This window comes from Achromobacter seleniivolatilans, assembly GCF_030864005.1.
Lineage (GTDB): Bacteria > Pseudomonadota > Gammaproteobacteria > Burkholderiales > Burkholderiaceae_B > Achromobacter > Achromobacter seleniivolatilans.
In genome coordinates this window covers 5,555,550-5,575,153 of sequence record NZ_CP132976.1, presented here as the reverse complement: position 1 = coordinate 5,575,153, position 19,604 = coordinate 5,555,550, and the positions used below count along the sequence as shown (strand labels likewise).

The 19,604-nt window shown below is 62.9% G+C and carries 17 protein-coding genes; 10 read left to right on the top strand and 7 right to left on the bottom strand.

The features are described 5' to 3' along the window. Positions 1–383: 383 nt before the first annotated feature. The 4 genes from RAS12_RS25300 to RAS12_RS25285 all read right to left on the bottom strand — a co-directional run bounded on the left by RAS12_RS25300 (position 384) and on the right by RAS12_RS25285 (position 4,597). The gene (locus RAS12_RS25300; RefSeq protein ID WP_306942554.1) at positions 384–1,211 is read right to left on the bottom strand and encodes an IclR family transcriptional regulator; all 828 of its coding nucleotides are present in this window, start codon (positions 1,209–1,211) and stop codon (positions 384–386) included. A 120-nt stretch (positions 1,212–1,331) separates the two neighbouring features. Next, positions 1,332–2,126, bottom strand: coding sequence for a phytanoyl-CoA dioxygenase family protein (locus RAS12_RS25295; RefSeq protein WP_306942552.1), 795 nt, complete (start codon positions 2,124–2,126; stop codon positions 1,332–1,334). Between the two features lie 119 nt (positions 2,127–2,245). Further along, positions 2,246–3,373, bottom strand: a complete 1,128-nt coding sequence (locus RAS12_RS25290) for an AI-2E family transporter (protein ID WP_306942550.1) — start codon at positions 3,371–3,373, stop codon at positions 2,246–2,248. A 150-nt stretch (positions 3,374–3,523) separates the two neighbouring features. Next, positions 3,524–4,597, bottom strand: coding sequence for a LysR family transcriptional regulator (locus RAS12_RS25285; RefSeq protein WP_306942548.1), 1,074 nt, complete (start codon positions 4,595–4,597; stop codon positions 3,524–3,526). A gap of 381 nt (positions 4,598–4,978) precedes the next feature. On the opposite strand from RAS12_RS25285, the gene RAS12_RS25280 reads away from it, so the two are divergent. The 3 genes from RAS12_RS25280 to RAS12_RS25270 all read left to right on the top strand — a co-directional run bounded on the left by RAS12_RS25280 (position 4,979) and on the right by RAS12_RS25270 (position 10,967). Then, positions 4,979–6,175 carry an efflux RND transporter periplasmic adaptor subunit gene (locus tag RAS12_RS25280; protein WP_306942545.1) on the top strand — a complete coding sequence of 399 codons (1,197 nt, stop codon included), beginning with the start codon at positions 4,979–4,981 and terminating at the stop codon, positions 6,173–6,175. 26 nt (positions 6,176–6,201) lie between these two features. Next, positions 6,202–9,417 (top strand): efflux RND transporter permease subunit, encoded by a 3,216-nt coding sequence (locus RAS12_RS25275; protein ID WP_306942543.1) that lies wholly within the window; start codon positions 6,202–6,204, stop codon positions 9,415–9,417. Between the two features lie 71 nt (positions 9,418–9,488). Continuing rightward, entirely contained in the window at positions 9,489–10,967 is a 1,479-nt protein-coding gene (locus RAS12_RS25270; protein ID WP_306942541.1) for an efflux transporter outer membrane subunit, read from the top strand. A gap of 106 nt (positions 10,968–11,073) precedes the next feature. Here the strand turns inward: RAS12_RS25270 and relB are convergent, their stop codons facing one another. The 3 genes from relB to RAS12_RS25255 form a co-directional block, all read right to left on the bottom strand. Beyond that, positions 11,074–11,283 (bottom strand): type II toxin-antitoxin system RelB family antitoxin, encoded by a 210-nt coding sequence (gene relB, locus RAS12_RS25265; protein WP_306942539.1) that lies wholly within the window; start codon positions 11,281–11,283, stop codon positions 11,074–11,076. Between the two features lie 156 nt (positions 11,284–11,439). Further along, complete coding sequence (locus RAS12_RS25260; RefSeq protein ID WP_306942537.1) at positions 11,440–11,982, bottom strand: hypothetical protein; 543 nt, start codon at positions 11,980–11,982, stop codon at positions 11,440–11,442. After that, the gene (locus RAS12_RS25255; RefSeq protein ID WP_306942536.1) at positions 11,982–12,917 is read right to left on the bottom strand and encodes a LysR substrate-binding domain-containing protein; all 936 of its coding nucleotides are present in this window, start codon (positions 12,915–12,917) and stop codon (positions 11,982–11,984) included. The genes RAS12_RS25260 and RAS12_RS25255 overlap by 1 nt, the downstream gene beginning before the upstream one ends. A gap of 179 nt (positions 12,918–13,096) precedes the next feature. On the opposite strand from RAS12_RS25255, the gene gtdA reads away from it, so the two are divergent. The 7 genes from gtdA to RAS12_RS25220 are packed head-to-tail and all read left to right on the top strand — an operon-like array spanning position 13,097 to position 19,584. Then, the gene (gene gtdA, locus RAS12_RS25250) at positions 13,097–14,149 is read left to right on the top strand and encodes a gentisate 1,2-dioxygenase (RefSeq protein WP_306942534.1); all 1,053 of its coding nucleotides are present in this window, start codon (positions 13,097–13,099) and stop codon (positions 14,147–14,149) included. A gap of 45 nt (positions 14,150–14,194) precedes the next feature. Next, entirely contained in the window at positions 14,195–14,893 is a 699-nt protein-coding gene (locus RAS12_RS25245) for a fumarylacetoacetate hydrolase family protein (protein ID WP_306942531.1), read from the top strand. A 19-nt stretch (positions 14,894–14,912) separates the two neighbouring features. After that, positions 14,913–15,551, top strand: a complete 639-nt coding sequence (maiA, locus tag RAS12_RS25240) for a maleylacetoacetate isomerase (protein ID WP_306942529.1) — start codon at positions 14,913–14,915, stop codon at positions 15,549–15,551. Between the two features lie 14 nt (positions 15,552–15,565). Continuing rightward, on the top strand, positions 15,566–15,943 hold the full coding sequence (locus RAS12_RS25235; RefSeq protein ID WP_306951612.1) for a chorismate mutase: 378 nt from the start codon (positions 15,566–15,568) through the stop codon (positions 15,941–15,943). Further along, positions 15,936–16,937 (top strand): Bug family tripartite tricarboxylate transporter substrate binding protein, encoded by a 1,002-nt coding sequence (locus RAS12_RS25230; protein ID WP_306942528.1) that lies wholly within the window; start codon positions 15,936–15,938, stop codon positions 16,935–16,937. Before RAS12_RS25235 ends, RAS12_RS25230 begins: the two co-directional genes overlap by 8 nt. A gap of 54 nt (positions 16,938–16,991) precedes the next feature. Next, positions 16,992–18,344, top strand: coding sequence for an FAD-dependent oxidoreductase (locus RAS12_RS25225; RefSeq protein ID WP_306942526.1), 1,353 nt, complete (start codon positions 16,992–16,994; stop codon positions 18,342–18,344). A gap of 16 nt (positions 18,345–18,360) precedes the next feature. After that, complete coding sequence (locus RAS12_RS25220; protein WP_306942524.1) at positions 18,361–19,584, top strand: 3-hydroxybenzoate 6-monooxygenase; 1,224 nt, start codon at positions 18,361–18,363, stop codon at positions 19,582–19,584. Positions 19,585–19,604: the final 20 nt, after the last annotated feature.

Below are 19,604 nucleotides of genomic sequence, written 5' to 3'. Positions count from 1 at the left end.
ACGCATTCGCGAAGCGTCCACCGCCCGACGCACAACAACGCGTAAGCCGATAGCGCGCCGCCCGGGCGGCCGCAGAGGCGGGCAACGCAAATCTCGTCAGTAAACGCGAACCTAGCAGCGCGGCGGCTTAAGACAGCGAGAGCCCCTCGACGCGGGCGACGTGGCTGCGAGCAACCTCGATGCGCCCGAGGGAATCTGAAGGGAGCCGAAGGCGGACGAAGATGACGAAGGGGCAGTCCGGAGCGAAGGCTCCGGACCGCAATCGTGGGCGCGAGCAGTCACGGCGCCCGCGGCGAGGGGCGGCCTACGAAGCCCCCCAGCCGCCCTCAAAAGCGAAAATCACCTACGTAGCAATAAAAAACCACACAAGCAATAAACCCCACCTACCGAGAATAAGCCGAAAACTTAGACTTAGAAATCGACGTAGCCGCCACCTGCACATGCGGCGCCAACTCCGCCTCAACCCTCGCCACTGTCCACCGCGTCGTAGGCACCGAGATATTGATAGCCGCCACCGCCAGCCCCCGATGATCAATCACCGGCGCCGCCACCGAAATATCCCCCAGCACCGTCTCGTTCACGATAATCGCGTAACCCTTCTCAGCCACGCGTTGCACCCGTTCCAGCAGCTTGTCCGGGCTGACCTCGGTATAAGGCGTAATCGCCTCCAATCGCGTCTGCGCCAGAATCTCCGCGCGATGCTCATCCGACAGGCGCGACAGAATCGCATTGCCTGACGCCGTGAAAAACGCCGGCAGGCGGCTGCCCACAGCAATATCGACATTCACCAAGTGGTGCCCAGGAAACCGCGCCACGAAAACAATCTCGTGGCCATCCAGCTCTTGCAGATTCGTCGTCTCGCCCAGCGTGCGGCTGATGTCCAGCAAATAGGGCGACGCCTTGTCGATCAGCTCGTTGGCTCGCACATAGTTGTACGAGAACTGCAGCACCTTGGGCGTCAGACCGTAATTGCGGGTGTCAGGTATGCGGCGCAGATAACCCAGCGTTTCCAGCGTATAGACCAGCCGCTGCGTGGCGCTGCGGTCCAGGCCCGAAGCGCGGGCAATATCGGCCAGCGTCATGTGGCGCTTCGAACCGTCGAACGCGTGCAGCACCTGAAAGGCTTTTTCAGTGGAACCGACAAAAAGCGAAGACCGGGTCTCGGTCGGCGCCTGCGGTTTTTCCGTGTCGTCGATGGGTGATGTGCGCACAGGGAACAGCCTATTGAGTTCTTGGGATGCCACGCAAGAAACAACGTGATGCGGGAGTTGCCGGCCCCAGACCGCGTATTGCGCTTAATTTAATTGTAATTCAATTATTAATAGCAAATTTCAATTACTTCCCGTGTTGTCAGCCGCCCCCGCGTCCATCGGCACGCCGGGCTGCGAGGCCGAGCGAGAACCCGGCAGCGGATGACACGATTGCGGGTGATACGTGTGAACCACAGACAGCTTCACGTGTTCGCTGCGATTGCCTTGGGCGGCGTGCAGCGTGCGGCAATGAAAGAACACGACGTCACCGGCCTGCAAGTCCGGGCAGACTGCCCGGCCGATCCACTCTGCGTTTTGCGGCGCATCGTCACGGAAAAACTTCTTGTCGTCGAATTGCTCGGGCGTGAAAGCGGCCGCGTGCGATCCCGGGATAAAGGACAGGCCGCCGTTAGCGCGGGTTTCCGGCCCCAGGGCCAGCCAACAGGACACCAGGTCCGTGTCGGAAAACGACCAATAGCGTATGTCTTGATGCCAGCCAGTCAGACTGCCATAGGCCGGGTGCTTGGTCATCACGCAGTTGTGATGCACGGTGGACAACACGGCCGGCTCACCGAAATAGCGGGACAGCCATCCGCCGATACGCGGATCTGCCGCCCAGCGGGCGAATAGCGGATCACGCGCGTAGGCGCTCAACAGACGGCGCACCGTCAGGCCGCCTTCGGCGCTGCGTGACTCGGGCGCGCCGGGATAACGCAGATCCGCTTCATATTCGATGGGCGCCACGTGGTCGCGCAAATGGCGTTCGGCGAGCTCACGCAACGCCGCGACCTGCTCGGGGCTTACGAACTGGCGCGCCACCACAAACCCCTGCTGGCGCAGGACGGCTATCTGATCATCAGGCAGTAACCCGGACATCTCAATCCTCACACCCCGCGGCGTATGCGAGGCGTCTGCGTGCGCGGCAGGCGCGTACCGGCAAAGGCGCCGGTGTACGCGGGGATGGCTAGATTACCAAAACCGCCAGCCCATCCGGGTCAGGCGGACGGTGTTTTTTCAGCTGATACCGATGCCGCAGCCGGCACAGGGGGAGGCAGGCGGGCCGCGTCACGTTCTTGCACTTCGTGATGCACCCATTCGCGCCACACCGCCACCAGCAGCGCCATCAGCACCGGCCCCACAAAAAGGCCCACAATGCCCATGGTCTTCACGCCCCCGACCAGACCGAAGAAGGTCGGCAGGAAAGGCAGTTTGACGGGGCCGCCCACCAGACGCGGACGCAGCGTCTTGTCGACGATGAACAGCTCCACGCTGCCCCAAACCATCAGCGCAATACCCGCCACCACGTGGCCCGAGCCCACCAGGTACAGCGACACCAGCGTGAACGACAGCGGCGCGCCGCCCGGGATCAGCGCCATAAAACCCGTGACCACGCCCAGCAGTACCGGCGACGGCACACCCGCCACCCAATACGCAACGCCCAGCACAAAGCCTTCGCCCAGAGCGATCAAGCCCATGCCCGTTACGGTGGAATTGATAGTGGCCGGCACTACGCGCGAAAAACGCTGCCAGCGCGCAGGCAGAATGCGTTCGCCCAGCACGTCCAGCTGGGCCGTCATGCGGATGCCGTCCTTGTAGACGAAGAACAGCGTGATCAGCATGAACAGCACGGTCAGCAGCAGCTGAAACACGTTGCCGGTGGCCGCCAGGACCATGCGGTAGATATTGCCCAAATGTTCGCCGCTGACCGCTTCGACCAGCGCGCCCAGCGCATGGGGCTGCCCGATATAGGATTCCCAATATTGGCCCAGGCGTTCGCCAACCGCCGGCATGGAGGTGATCCAGGCCGGCACCGCCACACCGTGACGATTGGCCGCAATGGCCCAGGCGAAGAAGGTGCTGGCTTCCTTGATGGCGTAGGACAGCGCCAATGACAAGGGCACGATCAAGACGACGATCACGACCAGCAGCGCAAGCGACGCCGCAACTGCCGTTCTGCCGCCGCAACGCACCACCAGGCGCTGATACAGGGGCCAGCTGGCCAGGCCGATAATCAGCGCTGCCAGCACGGGCACCAGAAAGCCGCTAAGAAAATAAACCCCTGCCAAAAGCACGAGCAGCAGCAGCCAACGGGCGATCAGGTAAGCGGGTAGAACAGGCTGCATAGAGCGGATCGACAGTAAGGGCGTTGTAGGCTTTGACTGTCGGACTATACAGACGTTTCATGAAATACGAGGGACGCAAGGGCTGTATTTACTACGGGGTTTCCCGTGTTTTCCGGCATGGCGGGCAGATCTGCCCGCCATGCGGGGCCCTTATAAGGCGTACTCGGCCGCTTCTTCCCGGGCCGTGCGGCGGCGCGCAGGCGGCGCCTCGGCCAGTACGGGCTGCTGCTGGGGCGCTGCCATTGTCATCGCGCTGGGCATGCCGAGCTGGCGTTGATAGACGCCGCAGGTACCGGCGGCCGGATCGGTTTCGTCGCGGCCACTGAGCAACGGGCAACCCGCGAACAATTCCGCCACCCAGTCGGTGAATGCGCGGACCTTGGGCGACAACTGACGGCTTTGCGGATACAGCACCGAGATCGCCGTGGGGCTGGGTTTCCATTGGGGCAGCACTTCAATCAGTTCGCCCGTTTGCAGGTGCGGCAAAGCCATATAACGGGCGACCTGAATCAAACCAAAGCCCTTCAACCCGCAATCCAGGTAGGCGCCCGCTTCGTTCACGGATACCGTGCCCTTCATGTCCACTTCCTGGTGCTTGCCGTCCACCTTGAAGTCCCACGCGCAGTTGCGGCCGCTGCGGCTGGAAAAATAATGCACGGCGTGGTGGTCGCGCAGGGCTTCAATGGTTTGCGGCATGCCGTGGCGCGCCACATAGGTGGGCGATGCGCAGGTGACGGTCTGCAGGGTGCCGATGCGGCGCGCAACCAGGCTGGAATCTTCCAGGTCGCCTGCGCGGATCACGCAGTCGACGGCCTCTTGCACCATATCCACAGGCCGGTCGCCCAAGCCCAGCACCAGCTCGACATCGGGGTACTTGTCGTGGAAATCGCACAACGACGGAATCAGGATCAGGCGGCCGATACAGGTCGGCACGTCGATGCGCAGCCGCCCCTTCAGGCGCAAAGCCGCTTCCTGGAAGCAGGCCTCGGTTTCTTCAACGTCGGCAAGAATGCGCACGCAATGTTGGTAATAGCCCGCGCCGTCTGGCGTCAGGCCAATACGGCGAGTGGTGCGATTGAGCAAACGTACGCCTAGAAGGCGTTCAAGATTCTGGATGATGGTCGTGACGGTGGTGCGCGGAAGCGAGAGGCTGTCGGCTGCCCGGGTGAAGCTATTGGCATCCACGACGCGCACAAACACCTGCATAGCCTGAAAACGGTCCATGGCGTCGGTGTCCTTTTGGGCAAATAAGTCGGGGTGAACGGAGCATAACCTGAATTCATCGCTGATTAGTCAAATCTGCCGAACAGTGTTGCCGGATAACAAGTGTTTATCCGCCCCCGTAAAACACTCAGAATGCGATACATCTTGAAGTGCCCTTGCCTCTCGGCGCCTCCACAGGGCATGTCAATCCTCAGCTTCCGACGTTGCAAAGCACCGCCCCGCCAAGGCGGCTTTGACTGGGACCCGCAACACTGTTGCATGTTGCATCGCAACAACTCCAGGGAAGTTAAGGACTGCCATACCCCGGAACGCCGCTGCCGCCTGCCGCCCCCAGGCCCCATGCAAGCGCGCTTTCGCACCTACTCTCCTCAAGGAAACATCATGGTTTCGCGTAATCGTATTGCTATGCTCGTCGTCTTTGCAGCCGTGCTTGCGGCCGGAGGCGGCTACGCCCTCACACACGGGCCTGCCCGCGGCAACGCCGCAATGGCCCAAGGCGCCCCCACCGCCGCGCCCGTCGAAGTAGCCGAAGTCGTCACCAAAACCATCGTGGACTGGCAGCGCTACTCGGGCCGCCTGGAAGCCATCGACCGCGTTGATATTCGCCCGCTGGTTTCCGGCACCCTCACCGCCGTGCACTTCCAAGACGGCAGCATCGTCAAAAAGGGCGACGTGCTCTTCACCATCGACCCGCGTCCGTATGCGGCCGAGGTGGATCGCGCTGCCGCGGCGCTGACCGCCGCGAAAGCGCGCGCCTCTTACACCGCGACCGATCTGGCCCGCGGCCAACGCCTGCTGACGGACAACGCCATCGCCCGCCGCGACTTTGAAGAAAAGCAGAACGCGTCGCGCGAAGCGGCCGCCAACCTGCAAGGCGCGCAAGCCGCTCTGGACTTTGCCAAGCTGAACCTGGGTTACACGCGGATCGAAGCCCCCGTGGATGGCCGCGTCTCGCGCGCCGAAGTCACCGTGGGCAACGTGGTGGCCGCTGGCGCGACCTCGGTGCCGCTGACGACCTTGGTGTCGGTGTCGAAGATGTACGCATCGTTCGATGTGGACGAACAAACCTTCCTGAAGTACGTCAACCCAGCGCGCAACGGCAAGGCGGGCTCGGTGCCGGTCGAATTGGGCCTGGCCAACGAAGATGGGTATTCGCGCACGGGCTTTGTGCAATCGGTGGATAACCGCCTGGACGCAACGTCAGGCACGATCCGCGTGCGCGCAGAGTTCAACAACGCCGACGGCGCGCTGCTTCCGGGCTTGTACGCCCGAGTCCGCCTGGGCGGCAGCGACCCGCGTTCTGCCGTGCTGATCGATGAAAAGGCCATTGGCACCGATCAGGACAAGCGTTATGTGCTGGTGCTGGATGACAAGAACCACGCCGTCTACCGCCAAGTGAAGCTGGGCGCCAATCAGGAAGGACTGCGCGTCGTTGATTCCGGCCTTGCCGCCGGTGAACGCATCGTGGTCAACGGCCTGCAACGCATCCGTCCCGGCGATGCCGTGACCCCGACCGTCGTGCCCATGGTTGCTGCCAAAGGCGCAACCGTCAAGACCGCCGCGGCTGAGCTGAAGTAAGGCCGGCGCGTCTACAGAGAACGTCCATGAATATCTCAAAATTCTTCATCGACCGGCCGATTTTTGCCGGCGTGTTGTCCATTCTGGTGCTGCTGGCTGGCCTGTTGGCCATGTTCCAGCTGCCCATTTCCGAATACCCGGAAGTCGTGCCGCCCTCCGTGGTGGTGCGCGCGCAGTATCCGGGCGCCAACCCCAAGGTCATCGCCGAGACCGTCGCATCGCCGCTGGAAGAATCCATCAACGGCGTCGAAGACATGCTGTACATGCAGTCGCAGGCCAACAGCGACGGCAACCTGACGCTGACGGTCAACTTCAAGCTGGGCGTGGACCCGGACAAGGCCCAGCAGCTGGTGCAAAACCGCGTATCGCAAGCGCTGCCGCGTCTGCCGCCTGACGTGCAGCGTCTGGGCGTGACCACGGCCAAGAGCTCGCCCACGCTGACGCTGGTTGTGCACTTGATCTCGCCAAACGACCGCTACGACATCACCTACCTGCGCAACTACGCGATCCTGAACGTCAAGGACCGCCTGGCCCGCATTACTGGCGTGGGTGAAGTGACGGTATGGGGTTCGGGCAACTACTCGATGCGCGTCTGGCTGGACCCGCAAAAGGTGGCCCAGCGCGGCATGACCGCGTCTGAAGTGGTCGCTGCCATCCGCGAACAAAACGTGCAGGTGGCTGCTGGCGTGATCGGCGCGTCGCCGACGCAAGGCGACGTGCCGCTGCAATTGAACGTGAATGCGCGCGGCCGTCTGCAAAGCGAAGAAGAGTTCCGCGACATCATCCTGAAGACCTCGCCTGATGGCGCCGTGACGCATCTGTCGGATGTGGCCCGCGTGGAACTGGATGCGCAGGAATACGGCTTGCGTTCGCTGCTGGACAACAAGCCCGCCGTCGGTATGGGCATCATGCAATCGCCGGGCGCCAACGCGCTGGATGTGTCCAGCAAGGTGCGCGCCGCCATGGCCGAGCTGTCGCAAGACTTCCCGCCGGGCGTGGAATACCGCATTGAATACGACCCCACGCAATTCGTGCGCTCCAGTATTGAAGCCGTGGTGCATACCCTGCTGGAAGCCATCGCGCTGGTCGTGCTGGTGGTGATTCTGTTCCTGCAAACGTGGCGCGCGTCCATCATTCCGCTGCTGGCGGTGCCCGTGTCCATCGTGGGTACGTTCGCGCTGCTGCTGGTGTTCGGCTATTCCATCAACGCCCTGTCGCTATTCGGGATGGTGCTTGCCATCGGGATTGTGGTGGACGATGCGATCGTGGTGGTCGAAAACGTCGAGCGCAACATTGCGGCGGGATTGAGTCCACGGGATGCGACCTATCGCGCCATGCGCGAAGTCAGCGGCCCCATCATCGCCATTGCGCTGACCTTGTGCGCCGTGTTCGTGCCGCTGGCGTTCATGACGGGCCTGACTGGCCAGTTCTACAAGCAGTTCGCCATGACCATCGCCATCTCGACGGTGATCTCGGCCTTTAACTCGCTGACCTTGTCGCCCGCGCTGTCGGCGCTGCTGCTCAAGGGCCATCATGACAAGCAGGATTGGCTGACCCGTGGCATGAACCGCGTCTTTGGCCGCTTCTTCAACTGGTTCAACAATATGTTTGGCCGCGCATCCGAGTCCTATGGCTCGGGCGTGTCCGGCGTGATCCGCCGCAAGGCAAGCGCCATGGGCGTGTACGCGGTGCTGGTTGCCGCAACGGTCGGCGTGTCGTATCTGGTGCCCGGCGGTTTTGTGCCCGCGCAGGACAAGCAGTATCTGATCGGTTTTACGCAGCTGCCCAACGGCGCGTCGCTGGACCGCACGGAAGCGGTAATCCGCCGCATGAGCGACATCGCCTTGAAGGAACCCGGCGTGCAGTCCGCCATCGCCTTCCCCGGCCTGTCGATTAACGGCTTTACCAACAGTTCCAGCGCAGGGATTGTGTTCGTGGCCTTGAAGCCATTCGACGAACGCAAGGGCGCGGCGCTGTCCGGCAATGCCATCGCGGCGTCGTTGAACCAGAAGTTTGCCGCCATCCAGGATTCCTTTATTGCGGTGTTCCCGCCCCCGCCTGTGATGGGTCTGGGCACGCTCGGCGGCTTCAAGCTGCAACTGGAAGACCGCGCGGCGCTCGGCTATGCCGAACTGGACAAGGCCAAGCAGGCGTTCCTGGAAAAAGCGCGTCAAACACCCGAGCTCGGCCCCGCGTTCTCAAGCTATGAGATCAACGTGCCGCAGCTGGATGTGGATCTGGATCGCGTGAAGGCCAAGCAGTTGGGCGTGCCGGTGACGGAAGTCTTCGACACCATGCAGATCTATCTGGGTTCGATGTACGTCAACGACTTCAACCGTTTCGGCCGCGTGTTCCAGGTGCGGGCCCAAGCCGATGCGCAATTCCGCGCGCATGCGGATGACATCCTGCAACTGAAGACCCGCAATGCCGCGGGAGACATGGTGCCGCTGTCGTCGCTGGTGAAGGTGAACCAGACCTTTGGTCCGGAAATGGTGGTGCGCTACAACGGCTACACCGCCGCCGACATCAACGGGGGTCCTGCGCCCGGTTACTCGTCCGACCAGGCGCAAGCCGCAGCCGAACGCGTCGCCGCCGAAACGCTGCCACGTGGCGTGAAGTTTGAGTGGACCGACCTGACGTATCAGCAGATTCTGGCGGGCAATGCCGGCTTGTGGGTGTTCCCGATCAGTGTGCTGCTGGTGTTCCTGGTGCTGGCCGCCTTGTATGAAAGCCTGACCTTGCCGTTGGCCGTGATTCTGATCGTGCCGATGAGCATCCTGGCCGCGCTGACAGGCGTCTACCTGACGGGCAACGACAACAACATCTTCACGCAGATTGGTCTGATGGTGCTCGTGGCGTTGTCAGCGAAGAACGCGATTCTTATCGTGGAGTTCGCCCGCGAGCTGGAAATGAATGGCCGTACTCCGCTGGAAGCCGCGATTGAAGCCAGCCGCCTGCGTCTGCGCCCGATTCTGATGACGTCGATTGCCTTCATCATGGGTGTGGTGCCGCTGGTGCTGTCCTCGGGCGCCGGCTCTGAAATGCGCCACGCCATGGGGGTCGCGGTGTTCTTCGGGATGTTGGGCGTGACCTTGTTCGGCCTGTTCCTGACGCCAGTGTTCTATGTGCTGCTGCGTTCGCTGGGCAGCAAGACGCTGCACTCCGCCGCGCCGCATGAAGCGCCGGTGTGCGTGCCGCACATCGACCCGAACGCGCCGCCCGCGACGCAACCCCACGCGTAACGCCGCAGACCAGAAGAGAAGCCAGCGCGCCTTGCCATGACAGGCGGGGCGCGCGCCAAAGAGAATTCATCATGATCCAAAGACTGAGCCGCGGTTCCGCCCTGCTTGCCATCCTGCTTGTGCTGGCTGGCTGCGCGGTGGGCCCCACTTACGAAAAGCCTTCCTCAGCCGCGCCTGCGGCATTCAAGGAAGCCGCATTGCCCGCCGCTGAAGCCGGCACCTGGAAACCCGCCGAGCCGTCGGAAGACGCGCTGCGCGGCGCCTGGTGGAAGGTATTCGGCGACGAAGGTTTGAACCAGCTGGAAGACGAAGCCCATCAGGCCAACCAGAACCTGCAAGCCGCTGCGGCCCGTTTGACGCAATCGCGCGCGTTGCAGCGGGAAGCCCGCGCCGGTTTCTTCCCCAGCCTGGATGCGGCCTTCGGCCCGAACCGCCAGCGGCCCTCCGCCGTGTCGCAAGGCCTGCCTGATGGCACGTCCACAACGCCGGTCACCACGTGGCGCGCGCAAGGCGCGGTGTCGTACGAAGCGGATCTGTTCGGCCGCGTTGCGTCCACGGCTGATGCTGCCACGGCGGATGCCCAACAAAGCGAAGCGCTGTACCGTTCGGTGCTGCTGGCTTTGCAGGCCGATGTAGCCACCACGTATTTCCTGGTGCGTGAGCAAGACGCCGAATCGCAGCTGTATCGTCAGACGGTAAAACTGCGCACCGACACGTTGCAATTGATCCAGCGCCGTTATGACGCCGGAGATATCAGCGAACTGGACCTGGCGCGCGCCAAGGCCGAACTGGCTTCCGCGCAATCCGAAGCCTTGGGCATCGACCGCCGCCGCGCCGTGACCGAACATGCACTGGCCGTACTGCTGGGCCGTGCTCCGTCCGAGTTCACGATGCCGCCGCAACCGATCCAGAAGGTCGCGCTGTCCGTCCCGGCCGGCCTGCCGTCGACGTTGCTGGAACGCCGCCCTGACATTGCCGCAGCGGAACGCGCCATGGCCGCCGCCAACTCTCGCGTGGGCGCAGCCAAGTCCGCCTTCTTCCCGCGTTTGGACATCACCGGCGCGTTCGGCTATGAGTCGTCTGACCTGGGCAACCTGTTCCAGTGGTCCAGCCGCACCTTCCTGCTTGGTCCGCTGGTGGGCGCCGCGCTGTCCATGCCCATCTTCGACGGCGGCCGCCGTCAGGCAGGACTGGACCGCGCCCGCGCCGTCTACGAAGAAGATGTGGCCGTGTACCGTCAAACCGTGCTGAACGCCTTCCGCGAAGTGGAAGACAACCTGGCCAACCTGCGCATTCTGGCGGATCAGACCAAGGCCCAAGACGCCGCCGTCGACGCATCAGCCCGCGCCGCCAAGCTGTCCCACACGCAGTACCGTGAGGGGTCCATCAGCTACCTGGACGTCATCGAAGCTGACCGCAGCGTGCTGCTGCAACAGCGAGTGGCCGTCCAACTGAGCGGCGAACAAGCCCGCTCAACGGTAGACCTGATCCGCGCGATTGGCGGAGGCTGGGACAACCCCGTGCCGCCGGAATCGGTAGCGGCGAAGTAAGGCCGCAGCACTGGAAAGAAATGCGCGATGAACGCCGGTGGAGGAGCCGGCGTCATCGCGTTATAGCCATGATGTGAAAGAACGAACTGTGTCCAAAGGCCCACGTTTATCGGCCGAGTCTCTTTTCCGCCTCATCCAGCGTGTAGACCTTGGACGAGCCTGTTCTAACGGCGTCAAGCTCACGTTCGGCCGACTGCAGATCCTCCAGGTCTTCCAGAGCACTCATCATCAATTCGCTCGGGTAAAACGACTTGCTGCGCCCCGCAACTTCTGCCAGATGCTCAAGCCGCAGGATGAGCCGGATGGATGTAGGCATAGCCACTCCGTGAATACATATGTTCAATTCGGACATGATGATCGGCCATACGCAATGAACGCCGAGACAGAATCAGACTAAATCAAGCGTTTCAAGCGGTGCTCTGCGCCAGGTCACTTCAACGCACTTTGCCGCGTCACACCCCCCAGCCACCCACTATCGACACGCCATAAACCGCCGAGCCACCCTGTATCCCGCGAACACATAAAAACCGCTGCTGTTCAACACCAGCCACGCCCCCAGGCCGGCCAACAACGCCACGACAGGCCCGACTGCTCTGACATCCCCCTGCGTCCAGGCCACCAAGCCCAAGACGCCCACTGTCACCCATCCCACCACCAGCCACTTCACCACCACGACGCCCAACACGCGTCCCGCCATCAGCAGCACGATCCCGATGGCCAGGCACAAGGCGGTCGCGGCACAGATAAGCACCAGCGAAAATGCCGCCATCGCCGCGCCAACGGCGGGCAGCAGCAGACTCAGCACCTCTATCCCCACGCCCAGCCCGCCTGCCATGACCAGCACGGACAGCGCCAACGGCGACCACATCCCGGGCGGCGTGCCTTTGGCATCCATGTCCGCCACAAACCGGTGCATGGCCACGGACGCGGACGGATCGGCCTCTGCGGCAAGCGCCGCCTCCAGCTTGCGGCACTGCGCGATCAACCCGTTCACGCCGGCGCCGGATTCAGCCATCACAGCCTCGTGACGCCGGGCGCGTGTTCCGCCACCGTATTGCGTAGTGCCGCCATCGCTTCTTGCACCGCGATCGGGCGGAACGCATCTTCGCGCCAATACATGGCCACTGACCCGAACCCCGACAGGCGCACGGGAATAATGCGCATCGCCCGCATTTGAGAAAAACGCAGCGCCGCCCGATGGGAAGCTACGCCAATCATGTCGCTGTTGTTAAGCAGGGTGAGATTGATCGTGACCGAATTCGATTCCACGTGATCCGCAGGCGGCGCCTGCCCCGCAGCCGCCAACGCCGCGTCCACGGCATTGCGGATCGGCGTGCCCTTGGGCCACAAGATCCAGCGGTAAGACAGCAGGTCCTGCCAACTGGGTTGCTCATTGGCGAACAAAGGATGCTTGGGCCGCGCCACCAGATGAATCGGTTCCAGGTAGAGCGCCTCGAAGCGGATCGCGGGATCATGGTGTTCTGGCGCGGACCGCCCCACCACAATATCCAAATCCCCTTGCGCCAATTGCGCCAGCAACCGGTCGGTCGTGCCTTCAACCAGCTTCACGCGAGCCTGCGGCATGCGCGCCAGCAGCTTCATGACCGCAAGCGGCACCGTGTCGGACGCCGACGCGCCCGACGCGCCGATGACCACCCGGCCTCCGCCGCCCTCGCGCAGCGCGGCCATGTCGGCGCTGGCGCGGTCCAGTTGCGCTTCCATGCGCTGGGCGTGCGCGATCAGCACGTCGCCATGCGGCGTCGTGCGCAAACCCCGCGCATGCCGTTCAAACAGCGGCAGGCCGATATCGTCTTCCAGGTCCTTCAACCACTTGGATAAGCCAGGCTGCGTTGTGTTGAGCATCGCGGCCGAATGGCTGATGTTGCGAGTCTGCGCCAGGCTGAGCAGCATTTTCAGATTGCGAAGGCGCAATCGGTGGGTCCAATCCATGGAGGCCCTCGTCTTGGATTTGTCTCGTAGATATATAGTTATTGGTATGGATAATAAGATAATTTCATTATCAAACACATAGCTGCTTACGCATAATCGTCTCCATTACTGGACCAGCCGCGAACCACGCGGCGGCCACCCGTAGAAGCCGGCATCAGCCGGACATACAGGAGACAAACATGCCCGACGGTCATCCCCCTGGCGCGGATCGCGCTGCCTATTACGCGCGTATCGCCAAAAAGCACATGGCTCCCCTGTGGGAGTCGCTGCATAACCTGGTGCCGCGTCAACCAGCCCCGCGTTGCGTCCCCGCCCTTTGGAAGTACGAGGACGTGCGGGACGACGTCATGGCATCCGGCACGCTGATTACCGCCGAGGAAGCCGTGCGGCGCGTGCTGATTCTGGAGAACCCGGGCCTGCCCGGCCAGGCCAGCATCACGCAAAGCCTGTATGCCGGGCTGCAACTGATTCTGCCCGGCGAGATCGCGCCCAGCCACCGGCACACGCAATCGGCGCTGCGCTTTATCGTGGAAGGCCGCGGCGCCTATACCGCCGTCAATGGTGAACGCACCACGATGCACCCCGGCGACTTCATCATTACGCCGTCATGGACCTGGCACGATCATGGCAACGCGGAAACAGTCGAAGGCGGCGAACCCGTCGTCTGGCTGGATGGCCTGGACATTCCGCTGATGCGTTTTCTGGACGCGGGATTTGCCGAGAACTATCCGTCGGCCACGCAGCCCGTCACGCGGCCGGAAGGCGACAGCATGGCGCGCTTTGGCCACAACATGGCGCCGGTGCGCCATCAGCCGGCAAGCGGAACCTCGCCCATCTTCAACTACCCCTATGAACGCAGCCGCGAAGCGTTGGACGAGCTCTACCGCCACGGCGAGCTTGACCCCTGGGACGGCGTAAAGCTGCGCTACGTGAACCCGGCAACCGGCGGCTACCCCATGCCGACCATGGGGACTTTTATGCAGTTCCTGCCGGCCGGATTCCAAGGCAAGACGTTCCGCACCACCGACTCCACGGTTTACAGCGTTGTTGAAGGACGCGGCACCGCCCGCATCGGCGACCAGGAATTCCACTTTGAACCGCGTGATGTCTTCGTGGCGCCTTCGTGGTTGCCGGTGCAATTGGCCGCTCTGGAAGACGCGACGCTGTTCAGCTATTCAGACCGCCCCGTGCAAGCCGCGCTAGGCGTGTGGCGCGAAGAGCGCGTCGACTGATTCCCCCTGCTTCCATTTCCCCCTCACGCCTTCAAAGGGTGACCCATGCCGTTTGTGTTTGCTCCCGCTGCTCCCGCCGCCGTGCCCATCGTGGGCACTCAGGACACCTTTCCCGTGCGCCGCGTCTACTGCGTGGGCCGCAACTATGCCGCCCACGCACGCGAAATGGGTTTCGACCCTGACCGCGAACCGCCGTTCTTCTTTTGCAAGCCCGCCGATGCCGTGGTGCCTGTAGCAGAAGGCTCCACGCTGGCGCTGCCCTATCCGCCTGAAACATCCAATCTGCATTATGAAATCGAGCTGGTCGCGGCCATCGGCAAGGCCGGTTCCAATATCGCCGTAGAAGCTGCGCTGGAACATGTGTGGGGTTACGCCGTCGGCCTGGATATGACGCGCCGCGACCTGCAAATGAAACTGCGCGAAGCCGGCCGGCCCTGGGAATTGGGCAAGGCCTTCGATCAGAGCGCGCCCATCGGTCCGCTGCATCCCGCAAACACGGTGCGCGGCATAGATCAGGCTGCTATCTGGTTGCAGGTCAATGGCGCGGACAAGCAGCGCAGCGACACAGGTCAGCTCATCTGGTCCGTCGCCGAAACCATCGCCTACCTGTCCAGGTACTTCCGCCTGGAAGCCGGCGACCTGATCTACACCGGCACGCCAGAAGGCGTAGGCCCTGTCGTGCGTGGTGACACGATGAAGGGCGGCGTGGATGGCCTGGGCACCCTTAGCGTCCAGATGGTCTGAGTCTTTGCGGAACCCCCAGATGAAACTCCACACCTTTTTCAACAGCTCCACGTCTTACCGCGTGCGCATTGCGTTGGCACTTAAGAACGTGCCCTACGACACGCTGCCCGTGAATCTGCGCAAGCAGGAACAACGCGCCGCCGGCTATGTGGCCAAGAATCCATCGGCCGGGGTTCCCTTGCTGATTGATGAAGACGTGCAGCTGTCGCAGTCGCTTGCCATCATCGACTATCTGGACGCCACACACCCCGAGCCGCGCCTGATCCCCGCCGACACGCTAGCCCGCGCCCGGGTGCTGGAATTGTCAGATGCCATTGCCTGCGACATCCACCCCGTGAACAACATGCGGGTTCTGCGCTATTTGCAGGATGTGCTGGGTGCGACTGACGATCAGAAAAACGCCTGGTATCAGCATTGGATACGCGAAGGGCTGACCGCCGTGGAAGCCCTGCTGGCCCGTTACGGCCACGGCGTCAATTGCTTTGGCGACGCGCCGACGCTTGCCGATTGCTGCCTGGTTCCGCAGGTGGCCAACGCACAACGCATGGGCTGCGATCTTTCGCCCTATCCCCGCGTTATGCGCATCTTTGAACACTGCAATACGCAGCCCGCCTTCCAGCAGGCCGCGCCTGCCCAGCAACCGGATTACAGCTTGTGAGCACGCCTACCCCCATGCAAGAACCCGACACCCAAGGCGCCCCGCTGCGCGAATACACCGATCCCGCCTACCGCCCGCTGTGCGCCAATCTGGCCGACGTGCGCGCCAACATCGACCGGCTGGATGACGAGATCGTCCGGCTGATTGCCGAGCGCGCCATGTACGTAAAAGACGCCGCGCGCTTCAAGCGCGACGCCTTCCAGGTCAGCGCGCCTGCGCGCCAGGCCCAGGTCTTCGAGAAGGTCCAAGCCCTGGCCATGCGGCACAACCCGGGTTTTTCCAACCTGGAACAAGTGGTGGACGCGACGTATCGAGCGATGGTCGCCGCCTTCATCGCCAACGAACAAACCTATTTCGAAAAAATGAAAAACGTGGGAGACACAAATGCATAAGTCCTTGCCATTGGCGCTTGTTCGCAAACTGGCCCTGTGTCTGCCCGTTTGCGCAGCTGCGCTTGCGCCCTACGCTGCGGCTCAGGCTGCGGATGCCTGGCCCGCGCAACCGCTGAAGGCCGTTGTGCCCTTCGGCCCGGGGTCCAGCCCCGACCAGGTTGCGCGCATCGTCGGAGAAAAGGCTGGCGCGATTCTGGGCCAAACCATCGTCATTGAGAACAAGCCCGGCGCCAGCGGCAATATCGGCACGTTCGCCATTGCCAACGCCAAACCCGACGGCTATACCTTCGGCGTCTCTATCACTGGCCCGCTGGTGAACAACACGCTGCTGTTCGACAAACTGCCCTACGCACCTGCAACCGATCTGTCGCCACTGACCCTGGCCGTGCACCAGCCCAACGTGCTGGTCGTGCCCGCCAGCGCCGGCATCGCCAATGTGAGCCAACTGCTGGACGCGCTGAAGAAAAATCCTGACAAATACAACTTCCCGTCGCCGGGCGCGGGCACGGTGTCGCACCTGGCGGTGGAATTGCTGCTGCAACAGATAGGCGCCCGCGCCACGCACGTACCGTATCCCTCTTCACCCGCGGCGCTCACGTCGCTGTTGTCCGGCGATACGCAGTTCGCGGCGTTGCCGCCCATTGCCGTCATGCCGATGGTCAAAGATGGACGGTTGAAGGCACTGGCCGTCACCTCGTCCAAGCGCTCGGCCTTGCTGCCAGACATCCCCACACTGGCCGAAGTGGGCGTGCCCGGTATTGAAGGCTCGGCGTGGATCGGATTTGTGGTGTCGTTCAAAGTGCCCGCCGACATTCAGAAGAAGCTGTCCGACGCGTTGATCCAGGCCATACGCGATCCCGAAGTCACCAAGCGGCTGCAAGCGCAGTTCATGGACCCGGTAGCCAGCACGCCTGCCGAATTCCGCAGCTATATGGATGAAGAACTGACGCGCTGGGAACCGCTGATCAAGAAGCTGGGCATCAAAGGCCAATAGTTCAGGCCCAATACGGCAACACCGCAACACCGCAACACACGCAAGGAGCATTGCATGGTCATCACCGAACCCGCCCGCCAGATTCCTCTGTATGGCGAATATGACATCGTCGTACTGGGCGGCGGCCCGGCAGGCATCCTTGCCGCCGCCAGCGCGGCACGCAATGGCGCTCGCGTGCTGCTGGTGGAACGCTACGGATTCCTGGGCGGCATGGGCACCGCGGCGGGCGTGTCCAATTTCTGCGGGCTGCACGCCAACATTCATGGCGATATCCAGCAAGTCGTGCATGGCATGACGGACGACTTGCTGGACCGCATGCGGGCGCTGGATGGCCTGAACGAACCGCACCTGATCCTGGGCAAGATCCACGCACAGGCTTACGACATCTCGGCCTTCAAATGCGCTGCCGACGGCCTGGTGCAAGACAGCGGCGCGCAGGTGCTGTTCCATGCCTTGGCCACCGGCCTGACTCGAAACGAACAGGGCAATGTGGACGCCCTGTTCCTTGAGACCAAGTCGGGCCGATGCGCCGTGCGCGCCAAGATATTCATCGATTGCTCGGGCGACGCCGACATCGCGCAATGGGGCGGACTGCCTTTTGAAAAAGGCGATGCGCAGGGCCACATGCTGTACCCCACGCTGATGTTCAAGGTGGGCAATGTGGATGGCGTCCGCGCGCAGGAAGCCTGGAAAACCATACCTCAGCTGATGGACCAGGCAGCGGCCAGCGGCGAGTTCACTTTTCCAAGGCGCGGCGCGATTGTCCGCCCGCAAAAACATGACTACGAATGGCGCGTCAACGTCACCCAGCTGGCCAACGCGGATGGCAGCGCTGCCGATGGCACCGACGCCGGATCGCTATCCGCCGGCGAACTGGAAGGCCGGCGCCAGATCGTGCAGTACCTCGCCTTTCTACGCGCCAAGGTGCCTGGTTTTGAACAGGCATATGTATTGGACATTGCACCGCAACTGGGCATACGCGAAACGCGCCGTATTGTGGGCGAAGTGATGCTGACGAAGGAAGACGTGCTGGGTTGCGCCGACTTCACCGACAGCATCGGCGTTAATGGCTGGCCGCTGGAGATGCATACGGCAGGCGATGTGCAATGGATATGGCCGCCCATTCCCGAGTCGCGCGGCTACAACCAGTTGCCCTTTCGCATGATGGTGCCGCAACGCGGACCGGAGGTAGCCGGGAATGTGCTGGTGGCAGGACGCTGCGCGTCCATGACGCACGAAGGCCAATCCGCCGCGCGCGTCAGCGGCAGTTGTTTTGTCATGGGTGAAGCCGCGGGCACGGCATCGGCGATGGCCTTGCGCGCAGGCATTGCGCCCGCCGACGTTTCCATTCCTGCCTTACAAGCGCAACTCAAGCAGCAAGGCGCCTTCCTGGGCGGCCAGGACTGAACGGACGGGAACAGAGATGAATGGCACCTTGGAAACCAAGCAGACGGGGCAATCCGTCATCGTGGTGGGCGGCGGCATCGGCGGTCTGGCCGCCGCACTGGCGTTGACGCGGCAAGGCATTGCCGTGCAGTTGTTGGAGCAGGCCGCGCACATCGGCGAAATTGGCGCCGGCATTCAGCTGGGGCCCAATGCGTTCGCGGCGCTGGATGCGCTGGGCGTGGGCCAGACGGCACGCACGCGCGCAGTGTTCACGGACCACATCATCATGATGGACGCTGTTGATGCCCGCGAAGTCGTGCGCATCGACACGGGCGAGGCATTCCGCGACCGGTTCGGCGGCCCCTACGCCGTGATCCATCGTGCGGACATACACCTGGCTATTCTTGAAGCCGTGCAGCAGAACCCGCTGATCCGCTTTCGCACATCTACCCAGATCGCCAGCATGTCGCAAGACGAGCACGGCGTGGAAGTGGTGGACACGCAAGGGAACCGCTATCGGGCAGATGCCGTAGTGGGCGCGGATGGCGTCAAGTCCGTGATCCGCGAACGCATGGTGGGTGACCCTGCGCGGGTGACCGGGCACGTCGTCTACCGCGCGGTGGTCGAGCGCGAGCACATGCCCGAAGAGCTGCGCATCAATGCGCCAGTCTTGTGGGCGGGTCCGCATTGCCATCTGGTCCACTATCCGTTGCGCGGCGGCCAGCAATACAACCTGGTCGTCACCTTTCACAGCCGCGAACAAGAAGAATGGGGCGTGCGCGAAGGCAGCAAAGAAGAGGTGCTGTCGTATTTCCAGGGCATCCACCCGCGCCCGCATCAAATGCTGGACCGCCCGACATCCTGGAAGCGCTGGGCCACTGCCGACCGCGAGCCGGTGGAACATTGGGGCCAAGGCCGCGTCACCATCCTGGGCGATGCTGCGCATCCCATGACGCAATACATGGCCCAAGGCGCATGTATGGCGCTGGAAGATGCCGTGACCCTGGGTGTCGCGATCAAGCATTGCGATCACGACCTTGCAGCCGCTTTCCGGCTGTATGAGTCGGTCCGCATTCCGCGTAGCGCGCGTGTGGTCTGGTCCACGCGAGAGATGGGCAGGCTCTATCACGCACAAGGCGTAGAACGCACCGTGCGCAACATGCTGTGGACCGGCCGCAGCCAGTCCCAGTTCTACGACGCGTTGCAGTGGCTCTACGGCTGGAAGGTGGAGAACTGTCTCGCGGGGCAGGTTCCGCAGTAAGCCAACCAGGGCACAGGAGG

Coding starts and splice junctions, on each gene's coding strand:
- RAS12_RS25295 (WP_306942552.1), bottom strand. CDS start 2,126: ATGTCCGGGTTACTGCCTGATGATCAGATAGCCGTCCTGCGCCAGCAG.
- RAS12_RS25290 (WP_306942550.1), bottom strand. CDS start 3,373: ATGCAGCCTGTTCTACCCGCTTACCTGATCGCCCGTTGGCTGCTGCTG.
- RAS12_RS25285 (WP_306942548.1), bottom strand. CDS start 4,597: ATGGACCGTTTTCAGGCTATGCAGGTGTTTGTGCGCGTCGTGGATGCC.
- RAS12_RS25280 (WP_306942545.1), top strand. CDS start 4,979: ATGGTTTCGCGTAATCGTATTGCTATGCTCGTCGTCTTTGCAGCCGTG.
- RAS12_RS25275 (WP_306942543.1), top strand. CDS start 6,202: ATGAATATCTCAAAATTCTTCATCGACCGGCCGATTTTTGCCGGCGTG.
- RAS12_RS25270 (WP_306942541.1), top strand. CDS start 9,489: ATGATCCAAAGACTGAGCCGCGGTTCCGCCCTGCTTGCCATCCTGCTT.
- relB (WP_306942539.1), bottom strand. CDS start 11,283: ATGCCTACATCCATCCGGCTCATCCTGCGGCTTGAGCATCTGGCAGAA.
- RAS12_RS25260 (WP_306942537.1), bottom strand. CDS start 11,982: ATGGCTGAATCCGGCGCCGGCGTGAACGGGTTGATCGCGCAGTGCCGC.
- RAS12_RS25255 (WP_306942536.1), bottom strand. CDS start 12,917: ATGGATTGGACCCACCGATTGCGCCTTCGCAATCTGAAAATGCTGCTC.
- gtdA (WP_306942534.1), top strand. CDS start 13,097: ATGCCCGACGGTCATCCCCCTGGCGCGGATCGCGCTGCCTATTACGCG.
- RAS12_RS25245 (WP_306942531.1), top strand. CDS start 14,195: ATGCCGTTTGTGTTTGCTCCCGCTGCTCCCGCCGCCGTGCCCATCGTG.
- maiA (WP_306942529.1), top strand. CDS start 14,913: ATGAAACTCCACACCTTTTTCAACAGCTCCACGTCTTACCGCGTGCGC.
- RAS12_RS25235 (WP_306951612.1), top strand. CDS start 15,566: ATGCAAGAACCCGACACCCAAGGCGCCCCGCTGCGCGAATACACCGAT.
- RAS12_RS25230 (WP_306942528.1), top strand. CDS start 15,936: ATGCATAAGTCCTTGCCATTGGCGCTTGTTCGCAAACTGGCCCTGTGT.
- RAS12_RS25225 (WP_306942526.1), top strand. CDS start 16,992: ATGGTCATCACCGAACCCGCCCGCCAGATTCCTCTGTATGGCGAATAT.
- RAS12_RS25220 (WP_306942524.1), top strand. CDS start 18,361: ATGAATGGCACCTTGGAAACCAAGCAGACGGGGCAATCCGTCATCGTG.